We start from the raw sequence: 13,373 nt of genomic DNA, 5'->3' as shown, positions 1-13,373 counted from the left end.
CCGGCGCGGTCCAGGTGTGTCGAGCCGACCCGACAGGTCAGTCCGCGCCGGTCAGCACGGGCCCGCACCCTCGTCGAAGAGGCGGCGGGCCCAGTCCGCGTACCCGGCGATGGTCTTTCGGACCGTGCGCCCGTCGTGCAGGAACAGGTACGCGCGGTCGCCGCTGCGGGCGAGTAACCCGTCGAGGCGGTGCGTCCCGTGTGGAGCGCGAAGTCGACTGACCTCCGGATAGCGGTCCCAGACCTGGTCAACGGGCGAGCCCGCCGTTATGCCCTCCGGTGTCCGCATCGGGTCGCCGACCCAGAGGAGCACGAGTTTGTCCTCCACGAAGACCGGGCTGACCGTGTCATGGCCGGCGAGCACCGGCCCGCAGGCATCCAGGCTGGTACGCAGGATGCCGCGCCGGGTCAGCTCGTCCTCGGTGGCACCGAACTCGATGTTCCGCAGGCCGTTCAGGTCAATGATCTCCACGCTGCCGGCGGGCCGGCCCTCCGGGACCGGCCCGGTTGGCGGTACGCCGCTGCCAGCGATCGAGGCAGCCGTCATCAGCGTGGCGATAAACGCAAATTGTCGCAATTTCATGGAATCCCCCAGTCCCCAACGGAACGGGAGCGTTCAGGTTGCTGCCGGTGGCCGGATTACTGGTTTTCCCATTGTTCGACCAGCTCGTCCCAGTAGTCGGCGCTGAGTCGACGCCGCCCGTGCGCCAGCCAGCCGTCGGTGTTCCGCTCCAGGTGCAACCCCAGTTCGGCGAACGGGTCGATCCACGTGCCGGGCTCGACGCCCAGTCGGGTCAGCGCCCCGTTGATCGGCCACCGCTCGCGCGGCGCGTCCAACTCGTCGTCGAAGCTCGGGCCCCAGGACAGCGCCCCGCCCAACCACACCGCCGCCGACTGGTAGCCGGCGCCACCGCCGAACTCCGCCTCCAGGTAGGCCACCGGCCCCGACTGCGACCAGCTGGTCAGCACCTCGACCAGCGCCGTCGACAACACCAGGCCGAACGGGCGCGCGGCGCTCCGGTCGTCCGTCGCGAAATCCGGCAGGGACCCGGTCAGCTCGACCACCAACTGCGGGGTGACCGGCAGCAACGCGAAGTCCTGGCGCAACTCGCCGAGGACCGCGTGATCCAGCTCGGCGGTCTGCTCGCGGAGCAGCTCAGCGTCCGCGACCACCGCGCTGAGCTGGTAAGCCATCAGGTCCCTCCGCCGTCCACAGCCTGTGGATAGAACATGTGTACGACGGCTCCCGGCCCGTCGGCTCCCGGACGGTACCCGCCGTCCGCACCGGTCCCTCCAGCCCACTACCCGTTCGTCTCATTTCGGCAACCTAATCGCCCACCTATGGTGTCGAGGCACCTATCGAAACGGGGTCTCTATGCGGCGAAGCTTATCTTTTCTCGTTCTTCCCACCGTCTTAGCCAGCCTGGTGCTCAGTGCTCCGGCGAAGGCTGCGGAAAGCGTTCGGACGATCACCCGGGACGGCGTTGTTCTCCAACACCACAAGGTGTCCTGGATGAAGACGCCGACAAGGTTTCGGGGCACGGGTCTCGGCCGTTCCGACTTCGACGGCGACGGTGTCGACGACATCGCGGCCACCAGCGACCCGTCCGATTACACGCTGCCGAAGGAGCCTTCTGGCGTGGTCCAGGTGCGCTACTCGTCGGCCCCGAAGGTCGACTACCTCATGGGCACCCTGGCGGATGGCGGCGGCTGCGTCTGTTTCGGCATGGCGCTCGTCGCGGGGGACTTCAACGGCGACCGTTTCGACGACCTGGCAATCGGCGATCCTGACGAGCCGGATCCCAAGAACAAGACCCACGCCGGGGGACTCTGGGTCATTCCGGGTAGTGGCACTGGCCTGGCTGTCGACTCGGCAGTGCACTTCAATCAGGATTCGCCTGGTGTTCCGGACAGTCCGGAGGACCTCGACCGGTTCGGTGCCGCGCTCGCGGCCGGTGACATCAACGGGGACGGCCGCGACGACCTCGCCATCGGCGCCTTCGGTGAGGCGATCGGAAGCAAGGCGACCGCCGGGGCTGTCACCGTCCTCTTCGGCGGGTCGGCCGGCCTCACCGGCACCGGGGCGCAGCACCTCCAGCAGGACCTGGCTGCCGTACCCGGCGCGGCGGAGAGTAACGACCAGTTCGGCTACACGCTCGCCATCGGCAAGGTCGACAACAACAAGTACAACGACCTGGTCATCGGCGCTCCTCGGGAGAACGACGGCGTGACCTGGGACGGCAGTGGCATGGTCACCCTGATGTGGGGTTCGCCGAGCGGTGTGTCCCCGACCGGCGCCACCTCGGTCACCGGTTCGGTGGTACAGACGAACGATGGGACCGACACCTACGCGTGGTACCTCGGCGACGCGCTGGCGGTCGGCGACGTGAACGGCGACGGGTTGGGTGAGGTGATCGCCGGAGCCCCCGGCGCCCAGACCCCGCACATCAACGGCGGCCTCGTCGCGGCTTTCGTCGGTCGGGCCAGTGGCCTGTCCGGCAGCGGGGTACAGATCATCACGCAGCGCACGGCCGGCGTACCGGGCGATCCTGGGAATGACGAATACTTCGGCGGGGCGCTCGCGGTCGGCGATGTGACCGGCGACGGCAGGGCGGACGTGCTGGTCGGGGCCCCCGGCGACCAGATCGGCTCGCGGACCGCGGCCGGCAGCATCACCCTGCTCAAGGGGTCCGCCGCCGGGCTGACGGGGTCCGGTGCGCAGGCGTTCGACCAGAACCACTCGGCTGTGCCGGACGGGGCCGAGAACGGCGACAGGTTCGGCTCCACCGTCGCTCTGCTGAACCTCGACCGCACCGGCGGGCTCGACGCCGTCGTGGCGTCGCCCGGGGAAGAGGTCAGCGGTGACCCGTCCGGATACCCGTCCGGAGTGATCAATCCGTTCTACGGTTCGGCCAGCGGGCTCGTACCGCAGAACAAGACGTGGAGTGGCCTGTCCGAGCGGACGGAGATCATCTGGCCCCAGCGTTACGGTCTCCGGATCGCCGGGCCGCAGAGTGGCGGCTCGCTGTTCTGAGCTGAGCGCAGCAACGCCCGGCCGGTCCGTCGTGGACCTGCCGGGCGTTCGCGCGTATACCGGCCGTGAACATGCCGTGAGCCGACGGTCGGCCGGCCCGCCGGCGCCGCTCAACCTGCCTGTCGGCGATGGTCCGCCGCCCTGTCGTCGTGGACCTGCCTGTCTGCGATCGTGGAGCGGCCTGTCGGCGACGGTCGAACCCGGCAGGCAGACGGTCGCGCCGGCCGCTACCGGTGCGACGGTGCCCGCCCAGCAAGCCTTCCGGCACCAAGTCTCCGAATCTTGGACAGTTTCCGTTCCGTGCGAACGGAAACTGTCCAAGATCTCGACGAACTTGAGGGGGTGGGCCGCATCCGGGCCGTCAGGGCCGGGTAGCGGTCGGAGCTGCGACGGTCGTCGGGGCCGTTCAGGCCCGCCGGGCGAGCTGGGCGACGAACGCACGCCAGGCCGCTGGCGCGAAGGCGAGCGCCGGGCCGGTCGGGTCCTTCGAATCCCGTACGCCGACGACGTCGGGCAGGTTGTCGGCGACCTCGACACAGGCGCCGCCGTTGCCGCTGCTGCGGCTGCTCTTGCGCCACCGGGCGCCGTTCAGCTCCATGACTCCGCCACTTCCTGAATGAGGTCGACCGACTGCCGGTGGGACAACGCCTCCCCGCGCACGTTCTCCCATGCCGCCATCATGGCGGCGATGTCGTCGGGATCGCTAGCGACTTGTCCCTGGAGTTGGTTGTCGAGGTAGCCGGCGACCCGGTGGTCGTGGCTGTGCGCGATCACGAACGGCCCGTTGAGGCCGGCGTAGGCGCCGACCGTGCTGGGCACGACGTGCACCCGGATGTGCGGCTCGGCGCACGCCGCCACCACGGCCAACAGTTGCGCGCGCATCGTCGACCGGCCGCCCACCGGACGGCGGATGACCGCCTCGTCGACGACCGCCGTGAACTGCGGCGGGTCGTCCCGCTTGAGCACGCCCTGCCGGCCGAGTCGGACGGTGAGATGCCGCTCGATCTCACCCCGGGGGATCAGGCCCGCGCCGCCCAGCACCGCGCGGGCGTACGCCTCGGTCTGCAGCAACCCCGGCAGAACTGTCGACTCGAACCAGCGAAGTGACACCGCCTCGCGCTCGATCTCCTGCCACGGACGGAACCAGATGGGGTCACGACGTCTCGAAGTGTCTGGCCAGATGTCCGACACGTCCTTGTGCAGCGCCTCCGCTGCCGCCAGTCGGTGCCGCGGATGCGGGATGCGGTCCTCGGTCAACCAGCGCCCCACGGTCTTCGGGTCGACGCCGACGGTCTCGGCGAGGGATTCGGTCGTGTGCCCGGTGTCGCTGAGCGCCACCCGGAGCGCATCGTTCACGGCTCCTCCATCGGATGTCCTAAATATCTGGAGACCATATAGCTACGCGGTGTATCTGTCTCGTAACTCACCCGAAGGTGGTCCACAGAAGACGGCGCGACCGGTGGAGGCGTAGGAGCCCGGCGGTCGGCGTCAGTCCGGGGGTCGCCCCGACGGGGAGGCGGGGCGGCCCCCCGTCCACCGCGCAGGAGGTCCGTCCATGCCCCGCCGCCGCTACCGGAACCACCTGCCGACCCGGCCCACCTGGCGCTGCGCCGCGTGCGGCATCGCCTGGCCATGCTCGGCGGCGAAGCTGCGGCTGCTCGGCGAGTACCGACACGACCGGCTCGCGTTGACCGTCTACCTGGCGACGCTACAGACGGAGGCCGGCGAACACCTCACCGACGTCGACCCGGCCCGACTGACCGACCGCTTCCTCTCCTGGGCCCGCGCCCGCGCCTGATCGAGCGCTTCCCGCCCTGGGCCCGCGCCGCGCCTGACCGAACGCTTTCTCGCCTGGGCGCACGCCGACCGAGCGTCAGGCGCCCGCGCCTGGCCGAGCGTCAGGGGCGCCAGATCGCCACGTCGATGTCGCGGCGTCGTTCGGCGAAGCGGCCGTTCCGTGCCGCCGTGATCAAAAGCTGGCGCAGGTCCGCCTCGAAGGCCGGGAGCCGGTCGGCGAACAGGTGTGGCGCCGCACTGGAGAGCGAGAACACCGCCGAGGTGACCTCGTCCACGGTGCGCTCCACCACCATCCCCTGTTCGACAGTGATCCGGGTGGGGCCGGTGAAGCCCGCCGCGCGCATGATCTCCCCCTCACCGGAGGGGGTGCCCGTCGGCAACAAGCCCTGCCCGGCCCGGCGGACCGGTCCCAGGTAGCTCGCCACCAGCTCGTCGATCTGCTGCCAGGGCGGTCGGGGGTACGGCAGCCGGTCGTCCCGGGTCACGCCCTGGTGCGTGTTGGCGCCGACGTGGACCCAGGCCCCGTCGGGCGTGAGCATGTCGCGGACGCGACCAACCACGAGCGGCCGGTCCATCCAGTGGAACGACTGGGCGAACGTGACCACCCGGAACGTACCCAGGTCGGCCGGAAGGGCCTCGGCGCGCAGGTGGCGCCACTCGACGTTGGTGGCCCCGACCTCGCCGGCTCTGCGCTGGGCTACGACGAGCATGTCCCGGTCCGCGTCGACGCCCACCGCCGCCTCGAACAAGGGCGCGAGCACCAGCGTCACCGATCCGGGCCCACAGCCGACGTCGAGGAGTCGCCCGGTGCCGTCGAGGTCGAGCGCTGCGCCGATCGCCTCGGCGAGGCTGGGTGGATAGGGCATCCGGCCGACGCTGTAGTGGCTGGCGCTGCCCGCGTACAAGGTCTCGTCCCACTCCCACACCGCGTCGGTCACGACGTCGATGAGACCACAAAGCCGAGCGTACAGGCGGTTACCGCACAGACGATTCAGGGCCGGTCCCCGTTGGGGCCGGCCCTGTCGTTCGTGCTGCTCAAGCGAGCGGAGGATACGAGATTCGAACTCGTGAGGGTGTAAACCCAACACGCTTTCCAAGCGTGCGCCCTAGGCCTCTAGGCGAATCCTCCGCGAGCCAGGATACAGGCCCGTGTCGGCCGGGCCACCCCACCACCCCCTGAAGATCGACGGGCGGTCGGGTAGGCTGGGCGTCACCTCCCGTGCGGCGGTATCTCGTGAACCTCCCCAGGGCCGGAAGGCAGCAAGGATAAGCGAGCTCTGCCGGGTGCACGGGAGGCCTTTTTGTCTGTGGGCCGGTTGATCCACTCGGCATCCGTGATGTCGCGGTGTCCCGGCCACACGGACACCGCGGTTTCCAGGAAGCCGAGTCGATCAAGCCCGGCGGCCGGGAAGCCGAGTCGATCAGGTCCGAAGGCCCAGGCGCCCCGGGGTGGTGGGTGGTCACCCGCGCCCGACCGGCGCAGAATGGCTCGGTCGAGAGGAGGCGGGACGAGTGACGCTGGCGCTCTACCGCAAGTACCGGCCGCGTACCTTCGCTGAGGTCATCGGTCAGGAGCACGTGACCGAGCCGCTGTCGCAGGCGCTGCGCAGCGGACGGCTCAACCACGCCTACCTCTTCTCCGGCCCACGCGGCTGCGGCAAGACCTCCAGCGCCCGGATCCTGGCCCGCTCGCTCAACTGTGAGCAGGGCCCCACCCCGGAGCCGTGCGGCAAGTGTGAGTCCTGCCGCTCGCTCGCCACCGACGGCGCCGGCTCGATCGACGTGATCGAGATCGACGCGGCCAGCCACGGTGGTGTCGACGACGCCCGCGAGCTGCGTGAGCGCGCCTTCTTCGCGCCGGCCAGCAGCCGCTTCAAGATCTACGTCATCGACGAGGCGCACATGGTCTCGACCCAGGGCTTCAACGCCCTGCTCAAGCTGGTCGAGGAGCCTCCGGAGTACGTCAAGTTCATCTTCGCGACCACCGAGCCGGAGAAGGTCCTCGGCACGATCCGCTCGCGAACCCACCACTACCCGTTCCGGCTGATCCCGCCGAAGGTGCTCCGCCCGTACCTGGAGCAGCTCACCCAGGCCGAGGGCGTCTCCGTCGAACCGGCGGTCTTCCCGCTGGTGGTCCGTGCCGGTGGCGGCAGCGCCCGGGACAGCCTCTCCGTGCTCGACCAGCTCATCGCCGGGGCCGGTCCGGAGGGCGTCAGCTACGCACGGGCCGCCGCCCTGCTCGGGGTCACCGACGCCGCGTTGATCGACGAGATGTGCGACGCGCTGGCCGCCGGGGACGGCGCCGCCGCGTACGCCACCGTCGACCGGGTCGCCGAGGCCGGGCACGACCCGCGCCGGTTCGCCTCCGACCTGCTGGAGCGGCTACGCGACCTGATCGTGATCCAGCAGGTGCCGGACGCCGCCGCGAAGGGCCTCATCGACGGTCCGGCCGACCAGATCGAGCGGATGGCCGCCCAGGCTTCGCAACTCGGCCCGGCCACGCTCTCCCGCTGCGCCGACATCGTGCACGACGGCCTGGTGGAGATGCGCGGCACCACCGCGCCGCGCCTACTGCTGGAGCTGATCTGCGCCCGGATGCTGCTGCCCGGCGTGGACGACTCCACCGGCGGCCTGCTCCAGCGCCTCGAACGGATGGAACGCCGGCTCACCCTGAGCGGCACCGACGCGCCGTCGGCCGCCGCGCCAACCAACAACCCAGGGGTACGCCCACAGCCAGCCACCCCGGTCCCGGCTGCCGCCACCCCGGCACCCGCGAACGCCCCGACCTCCGCACCGCCGTGGGCGGTCGACCCGGCAGCGTCCCCGACCCAGAACGCTGTGGGCGCTCCCGCCCCGGCGGCCTCGGTCACCGGGGCACCCGCCTCGCCCGCTCCGACCTCCGGTGCACCGGCCTCGTACGTCTCGGCGGCCGACTCGCCGATCCCGGCGTCCCCCGGCGCGTCGACCGGGTCGGGCCCCGCTGACCAGGCCGCACCAGTCTCGCCCGCCGGGCCGGCCCCGCGTCGCGTGGTGCCACCGTCGGCGGTGCTGCCCGACCCGGCCACGCCCGCGCCGCCCCGACCGGGCGCGCCGGCCGCCGCGCTGGACGCGGTCGCGGTCCGCCGCGTCTGGCCCGACGTGGTCGGCAAGGTCAACCGGACCAACAAACGGATCGCTGCCCTGATGCGGGACGCGGTCGTCCGCGAACTCGACGGCGACATGCTGGTGCTGACGGTGAAGTCCACCGTGCTGGCCAAGATGATGGCCGACCACGCGGCGGTGCTCACCGACGCGCTCTACGAGGAGTTGGGCGGGCGCTGGCAGATCCGGTGCGAGGTGGCCGGCGAGCGTGGTGGCGTGTCGCTGTCCGGCTCAGCCCGCTCGCAATCCGCCGCACCGCCCCGACCCGCCGCGCCGCCAGCCACGTCGGACACGCCGCCCGCCGCGCCGAACACCCCGACGCCGACTACCGCCGCCGGCCCGACGAGCGCGCCGCCAGCCGTCCCAAGCTCGAACCCCGCGCCAGGCTCGAACCCCGCGCCAGGCTCGAACCCCGCGCCAGGCTCGAACGCCGTGCCGGGCTCGAACGCCGTGCCGGGCTCGAACGCCGTGCCGGGCTCGAACGCCGTGCCGGGCTCGAACGCCGTGCCGGGCTCGAACGCCGTGCCGGGTTCGAACGCCGTGCCGGGTTCGAACGCCGTGCCGGGCTCGAACGCCGTGCCGGGCTCGAACGCCGTGCCGGGCTCGACGAGCGCGGCGCCAGCCGCGCCGGGCTCGAACCCCGCGTCAGGCTCGAACGCAGCGCCAAGTGCGTATGCCGCCGGGCCGGGGAGTGCGGCACCAAACACCCCGACCGCAGTCACCGGCCCGACGAACGCCCCGCCGAGCGCGGCGCACCCGACCGGCGCTGCCGGCCCGGCTTCGCGTGGCGGTGCCGGTGGTCACGGTGCCGGTGGGCAGGTCGCAGCGCCGTCCGCCCCGGCGGACGACGAAGGCGACTGGCCGGAGCCGGCCCGTCCCGGCGGCGGTGCGCCCCCGGCCGGCGAGGCGACGGATGACGAGGACTGGCCGGAGGCCGCCCGACCCGGCGGCGCGTCGGCCGGAAACGATTCGAGCGCCCACTCCGCACCGGCGTCGACCGGCACGAACGGGAGCGGCAGCAACGGCGGTGGCCCCAACGGCGGTGGCGCGAACGGCACCGGACCAGGCGGTTCGGGCGGTCCCGGGGTAGCGGCCGGTGGCGGCAAGCCGGGCGGGCGGGGTAACCCGACGCCGGCGGCCCGGCAGCCGGCGACAGCCGGTGGTGCCCCGGTGAGCAGCGCCATCGCCGCGGCTCGCGCGGCGGCGGCGGGGCGCGGTGCGCGTACCGGAGCGGCAGCCCGGCCTGTCGCGGACGCCGAATGGGCCGGCGAGCCGCCCTACGACCCGGACTACGACGGCCCGGCGCGGGCCGGCGGCCGGTCCGGTGGCGCGGCGGCCCCGGCCCCGGCCTTTGAGGGGTTCGACCCGGGCGACGAGCCGTTGGACGAGATCATCGACGAGAAGACCGCGCGGGAGTCCAGCGAGGAGCAAGCGGTACGGCTGCTCCGGGAGACCTTCGGCGCCGAAAAGATCAACGAAGTCGACGCCCGCTAACCCAACCCCCCGGCCGCCCGCACCGTCGATCATGGAGTTGTGGTGGGTGGCAATTCGCCCGTTGCTGACCTATTCCGGCACCACAACCTCATGATCGACGCGGGCGGGAGTGATCGACGCGGGCGGGGGCGGGGGCGGTCGACGGCTCGGCTAGCAGGACGCCGAGGCAGCAGGCCCAGAGGGGGAAGGGTAGGACGGCTACCCGTTCCATGCCGCCTACCCCGATCCCGAGGCCCTGCTGGGCGAAGAACAGCGTCGTCCCGGCCAGCGCGATGAGCCCGGCGGTGAGGGTGAGTCGTCGCCACCGGCCGAGCGTCGTGCCGCGCGGTGCGAAGCCGGCTAGGAGCAGGCCGATGTTGCCCACCCCCATGATCAGGAATGCGCCGAGGACGTGCAGGTTCTCGTCGATGTCGGCCGGGTAGACGGCCGCTAGGGCGTATCCGCCGGCGGCCAGCAGCAGGAGTGTCTGGGCCGAGCGCACCACCGGGCCGTGGCCGAGGATCCGCCAGGTCAGTAGGAGCCCGGCGGCGAGCAGTACGGCGGTGGCCAGCGTCGCGGTGTTCATCAGGGGGTGCCAGGGCGAGCAGACGTAGCGGGGGCGGGTGGTGTCCCAGATGCCGCAGTGGGCGTTGCCGAGGTCGCTGATGTTGTGGGTGGCCCAGCTGTAGGTCGGCTCGCGCCACCGCAGCCCGGTGATCAGGCTGGCGACGAGGAAGAGGGGAGCGGCCGCGAGCCAGCACAGCGCGCCGATCCGGCCGGTGCGGTTGAGGTTCATGCCACGAGCAGACCAGTGCGACGGGTCCGGGCGCACTACCCCCAGATGGCCGGTTCGGGGTAGTGGTAGCCGTACCGGGAGGCTCGGCGTGGGCGGACGCACCGGGCGGGGCGAGGTCGGTCCCAGCGGATAGGCTGAGCGGCGGTCGAGCAGACGAGTGCGAGAAGGAGCCATCCCGTGCGCCCAGGTGGACAGCCGAACATGCAGCAGATGCTGAAGCAGGCGCAGAAGATGCAGCAGCAGATCGCCGCCGCCCAGGCCGAGCTGGCCGAGGCCGAGCTGACCGGCACCGCCGGTGGTGGGCTGGTCACCGCGACCGTCTCCGGCTCCGGCGAGCTCAAGGCCATCAAGATCGACCCGAAGGCCGTCGACCCGGACGACGTGGAGACGCTGGAGGATCTGGTCGTCGCGGCCGTGCACAACGCCGCCGAGGCGGCCCGGGAGCTGACCGAGCGCAAGATGGGTCCGGTCGCCGGCGGCATGGGCGGCCTCGGCCTGCCCGGTTTCTGAGCCGGCAGATGTACGAAGGTGCCATCCAGGATCTGATCGACGAGCTGGGTCGGCTGCCGGGCGTGGGTCCGAAGAGCGCTCAGCGGATCGCGTTCCACGTCCTGTCCGCGGATCCGGCCGACGTCAACCGGCTGGCCGGCGCGCTGCGCAAGGTCAAGGAGCTGGTGCGGTTCTGCACGACCTGCTACAACGTGGCCGAGTCCGAGCAGTGCCGGATCTGCCGCGACCCGCGTCGCACCGAGGAGGTGCTGTGCGTGGTGGAGGAGCCCAAGGACGTGGTGGCCATCGAGCGGACGGGTGAGTTCCGCGGTCGCTACCACGTGCTGGGTGGCGCGATCAATCCGCTGGAGGGGATCGGCCCGGACAACCTCCGCATCCGGGAGCTGATGATCCGGCTCGGTGGCGGTGGCGTGCGGGAGTTGATCCTGGCCACGGATCCGAACACCGAGGGCGAGGCGACCGCCACCTACCTGGCGTTGATGGTGAAGCCGATGGGCATCTCGGTGACCCGGCTGGCCAGTGGACTGCCGGTCGGCGGCGATCTGGAGTACGCCGACGAGATCACCCTCGGTCGGGCCTTCGAGGGGCGCCGCGCGGTCTGACCCCCTGACGTAAGGCCGGTGGCCGGCACCCACGCGGGTGCCGGCCACCGCTGCGTCTCTGCCCGGAAATGATCTGACACCTGTGCCCTCATCGGGGCTGTTCGACGTAACAGTTTGGCATCGTGGTTGCTGATTGATCGGTTTTTGCCGCCGTTTACCTACGAATCGAATGTCAAGCGGCGGTTGAGGCACGATCCGATACCAACCGTCCACTCACCGGTTTCCGGGTGGACGCCTCGGGAGCTATGGTCACCGCCATCGGTGACCCCTGTCACCACGTTGTCCGTACCCCCAAGGACGAGGTGAAGCACACATGCGTGCACCCAGGCCGAAGGTCGCGATCGCGGCCATCGCGGTCGCGGCCCTCGCGGTAGCAGGCTGCGCCGAGAGCAACCGCGACGACAAATCCGGTGGTAGCAAGAAGGACACCCTCGTCTTCGGCGTCGCCGGAGACCCGAAGGTGCTCGACCCGAGCTTCGCCAGCGACGGTGAGTCGCTGCGCGTGGCGCGTCAGGTCTTCGAGACCCTGGTCCGACCGGAGGAGGGTGGCACCAAAGTCACCCCCGGCCTGGCCGAGTCCTGGACCCCGGACGCCGCCGGCACCACCTGGACCTTCAAGCTCCGCTCGGGCGTGAAGTTCCACGACGGCACCGACTTCAACGCCGAGGCCGTCTGCGTCAACTTCAACCGCTGGTACAACGCCAAGGGCCTCATGCAGAGCCCGGACGTGACCGCGTACTGGCAGGACGTCATGGGCGGCTTCGCCAAGAACGAGAACGCGGACCTCCCGCCGAGTCTCTTCAAGTCCTGCACCGCCAAGGACGCCACCACTGTGGACCTGTCCTTCACCCGGGTCTCCAGCAAGATCCCGGCCGCGCTGATGCTCCCCTCGTTCTCCATCCACAGCCCGAAGGCGCTGCAGGAGTTCGACGCGAGCAACGTCGCGGGCACCGCCGAGGACATCAAGTACCCGGCGTACGCGACGGAGCACCCGACCGGCACCGGCCCGTTCAAGTTCAAGGCCTGGGACGTCGCGAACAAGACGCTGACCCTGGAGCGCAACGAGGACTACTCGGGCACCAAGGCCAAGCTGAAGACCCTCATCTTCAAGACGATCTCGGACGAGAACGCCCGCAAGCAGGCGCTGCGCTCCGGTGACATCCAGGGCTACGACCTGGTTGGCCCGGCCGACGTCGACCCGCTGAAGAGCGAGGGCTTCAACGTCCTCACCCGTCCGGCGTTCAACGTGCTCTACCTGGCGATCAACCAGAAGGGCAACCCGAAGCTCGCCGACCTCCGGGTCCGGCAGGCCATCGCGTACGCCCTGAACCGTCAGCAGTTGGTCACCTCCAAGCTGCCGCCGGGTGCCAAGGTCGCCGACAACTTCATGCCGGACACCGTCGAGGGCTGGAACGGTGACGTCACGAAGTACACCTACGACCCGGCCAAGGCGAAGGCGCTGCTGGCCGAGGCCGGCGCGTCGAACCTGACGCTGAAGTTCCACTACCCGACCGAGGTCACCCGGCCGTACATGCCGAACCCGAAGGACATCTTCGAGTTGCTCTCGGCGGACCTGAAGGCCGTTGGCATCACCGTCGAGGCGATCCCACTGAAGTGGAGCCCGGACTACCTGAACGCCACCACCTCGGGTAGCAAGCACGACATCCACTTCCTCGGCTGGACCGGTGACTACGGCGACGCCTACAACTTCATCGGCACCTTCTTCGACCGGCCGAAGGACGAGTGGGGCTTCAACAACAAGGCCCTGTTCGACCAGTTCAAGGACGCGGACACCACCGCCGACATCGCGGCCCGGACCGAGAAGTACAAGGCCCTGAACAAGTCCGTGATGGACTTCCTGCCCGGTGTGCCGATCTCGCACTCGCCGCCGGCGATCGTGTTCGGCAAGGACGTGACCGGCGTCAAGGCCAGCCCGCTCACCGACGAGCGGTACGCCACCGCCGAGTTCAAGTAAGTCCTGATCTGACGCAGCAAGGAACGCGGGCGGGCGCTGTCGCACA

Annotated in this window: 12 protein-coding genes, 1 tRNA gene and 1 other RNA gene; 7 read left to right on the top strand and 7 right to left on the bottom strand. The window is 70.7% G+C overall.

Annotated elements, in window-relative coordinates; translation table 11 throughout:
• Positions 1-51 precede the first annotated feature (51 nt).
• Together ACIBD9_RS02310 and ACIBD9_RS02305 are read right to left on the bottom strand one after the other, a co-directional pair.
• Positions 52-546 carry a hypothetical protein gene (locus tag ACIBD9_RS02310; protein WP_396713762.1) on the bottom strand — a complete coding sequence of 165 codons (495 nt, stop codon included), beginning with the start codon at positions 544-546 and terminating at the stop codon, positions 52-54.
• A 92-nt stretch (positions 547-638) separates the two neighbouring features.
• Positions 639-1,193 (bottom strand): hypothetical protein, encoded by a 555-nt coding sequence (locus tag ACIBD9_RS02305; RefSeq protein WP_396713760.1) that lies wholly within the window; start codon positions 1,191-1,193, stop codon positions 639-641.
• Positions 1,194-1,374: 181 nt separating this feature from the next.
• On the opposite strand from ACIBD9_RS02305, the gene ACIBD9_RS02300 reads away from it, so the two are divergent.
• Positions 1,375-3,033, top strand: a complete 1,659-nt coding sequence (locus tag ACIBD9_RS02300) for a hypothetical protein (RefSeq protein ID WP_396713758.1) — start codon at positions 1,375-1,377, stop codon at positions 3,031-3,033.
• Between the two features lie 406 nt (positions 3,034-3,439).
• Here the strand turns inward: ACIBD9_RS02300 and ACIBD9_RS02295 are convergent, their stop codons facing one another.
• Both ACIBD9_RS02295 and ACIBD9_RS02290 read right to left on the bottom strand, forming a co-directional pair.
• Positions 3,440-3,631, bottom strand: a complete 192-nt coding sequence (locus ACIBD9_RS02295; protein ID WP_396713756.1) for a DUF397 domain-containing protein — start codon at positions 3,629-3,631, stop codon at positions 3,440-3,442.
• Positions 3,622-4,389, bottom strand: a complete 768-nt coding sequence (locus ACIBD9_RS02290; RefSeq protein ID WP_396713754.1) for a Scr1 family TA system antitoxin-like transcriptional regulator — start codon at positions 4,387-4,389, stop codon at positions 3,622-3,624. Before ACIBD9_RS02290 ends, ACIBD9_RS02295 begins: the two co-directional genes overlap by 10 nt.
• 199 nt (positions 4,390-4,588) lie before the next feature.
• Between ACIBD9_RS02290 and ACIBD9_RS02285 the strand changes: the two genes are divergently transcribed.
• On the top strand, positions 4,589-4,831 hold the full coding sequence (locus tag ACIBD9_RS02285) for a flavin reductase (protein WP_112604744.1): 243 nt from the start codon (positions 4,589-4,591) through the stop codon (positions 4,829-4,831).
• 100 nt (positions 4,832-4,931) lie between these two features.
• Here the strand turns inward: ACIBD9_RS02285 and ACIBD9_RS02280 are convergent, their stop codons facing one another.
• Positions 4,932-5,768, bottom strand: a complete 837-nt coding sequence (locus ACIBD9_RS02280) for a class I SAM-dependent methyltransferase (RefSeq protein ID WP_396713752.1) — start codon at positions 5,766-5,768, stop codon at positions 4,932-4,934.
• Between the two features lie 106 nt (positions 5,769-5,874).
• Positions 5,875-5,959, bottom strand: a tRNA-Ser gene (locus tag ACIBD9_RS02275).
• Between the two features lie 82 nt (positions 5,960-6,041).
• On the opposite strand from ACIBD9_RS02275, the gene ffs reads away from it, so the two are divergent.
• Together ffs and ACIBD9_RS02265 are read left to right on the top strand one after the other, a co-directional pair.
• An RNA gene (gene ffs, locus ACIBD9_RS02270) (signal recognition particle sRNA small type) lies at positions 6,042-6,131 on the top strand.
• A 211-nt stretch (positions 6,132-6,342) separates the two neighbouring features.
• Positions 6,343-9,465, top strand: coding sequence for a DNA polymerase III subunit gamma and tau (locus ACIBD9_RS02265; RefSeq protein ID WP_396713750.1), 3,123 nt, complete (start codon positions 6,343-6,345; stop codon positions 9,463-9,465).
• A gap of 88 nt (positions 9,466-9,553) precedes the next feature.
• Here the strand turns inward: ACIBD9_RS02265 and ACIBD9_RS02260 are convergent, their stop codons facing one another.
• A complete protein-coding gene (locus ACIBD9_RS02260; RefSeq protein ID WP_396713748.1) occupies positions 9,554-10,240 on the bottom strand; it encodes a DUF998 domain-containing protein in 687 nt (228 codons plus the stop codon).
• A gap of 201 nt (positions 10,241-10,441) precedes the next feature.
• Here ACIBD9_RS02260 and ACIBD9_RS02255 point away from each other — a divergent pair, with 201 nt between their 5' ends.
• From ACIBD9_RS02255 to ACIBD9_RS02245, 3 genes are all read left to right on the top strand, one after another.
• Entirely contained in the window at positions 10,442-10,750 is a 309-nt protein-coding gene (locus ACIBD9_RS02255; RefSeq protein WP_007466279.1) for a YbaB/EbfC family nucleoid-associated protein, read from the top strand.
• A gap of 8 nt (positions 10,751-10,758) precedes the next feature.
• Positions 10,759-11,352, top strand: coding sequence for a recombination mediator RecR (recR, locus tag ACIBD9_RS02250; protein ID WP_238657997.1), 594 nt, complete (start codon positions 10,759-10,761; stop codon positions 11,350-11,352).
• A gap of 313 nt (positions 11,353-11,665) precedes the next feature.
• Positions 11,666-13,327, top strand: a complete 1,662-nt coding sequence (locus tag ACIBD9_RS02245; protein WP_396713746.1) for an ABC transporter substrate-binding protein — start codon at positions 11,666-11,668, stop codon at positions 13,325-13,327.
• Positions 13,328-13,373: the final 46 nt, after the last annotated feature.

The organism is Micromonospora sp. NPDC050784 (assembly GCF_044456765.1).
GTDB lineage: Bacteria > Actinomycetota > Actinomycetes > Mycobacteriales > Micromonosporaceae > Micromonospora > Micromonospora foliorum.
The sequence above is the reverse complement of the archived record's forward strand: the minus strand, read 5'-3'. Positions and strand labels throughout refer to the sequence as shown.

Coding starts and splice junctions, on each gene's coding strand:
- ACIBD9_RS02300 (WP_396713758.1), top strand. CDS start 1,375: ATGCGGCGAAGCTTATCTTTTCTCGTTCTTCCCACCGTCTTAGCCAGC.
- ACIBD9_RS02245 (WP_396713746.1), top strand. CDS start 11,666: ATGCGTGCACCCAGGCCGAAGGTCGCGATCGCGGCCATCGCGGTCGCG.
- ACIBD9_RS02295 (WP_396713756.1), bottom strand. CDS start 3,631: ATGGAGCTGAACGGCGCCCGGTGGCGCAAGAGCAGCCGCAGCAGCGGC.
- recR (WP_238657997.1), top strand. CDS start 10,759: ATGTACGAAGGTGCCATCCAGGATCTGATCGACGAGCTGGGTCGGCTG.
- ACIBD9_RS02255 (WP_007466279.1), top strand. CDS start 10,442: ATGCAGCAGATGCTGAAGCAGGCGCAGAAGATGCAGCAGCAGATCGCC.
- ACIBD9_RS02310 (WP_396713762.1), bottom strand. CDS start 546: ATGACGGCTGCCTCGATCGCTGGCAGCGGCGTACCGCCAACCGGGCCG.
- ACIBD9_RS02285 (WP_112604744.1), top strand. CDS start 4,589: ATGCCCCGCCGCCGCTACCGGAACCACCTGCCGACCCGGCCCACCTGG.
- ACIBD9_RS02305 (WP_396713760.1), bottom strand. CDS start 1,193: ATGGCTTACCAGCTCAGCGCGGTGGTCGCGGACGCTGAGCTGCTCCGC.
- ACIBD9_RS02260 (WP_396713748.1), bottom strand. CDS start 10,240: ATGAACCTCAACCGCACCGGCCGGATCGGCGCGCTGTGCTGGCTCGCG.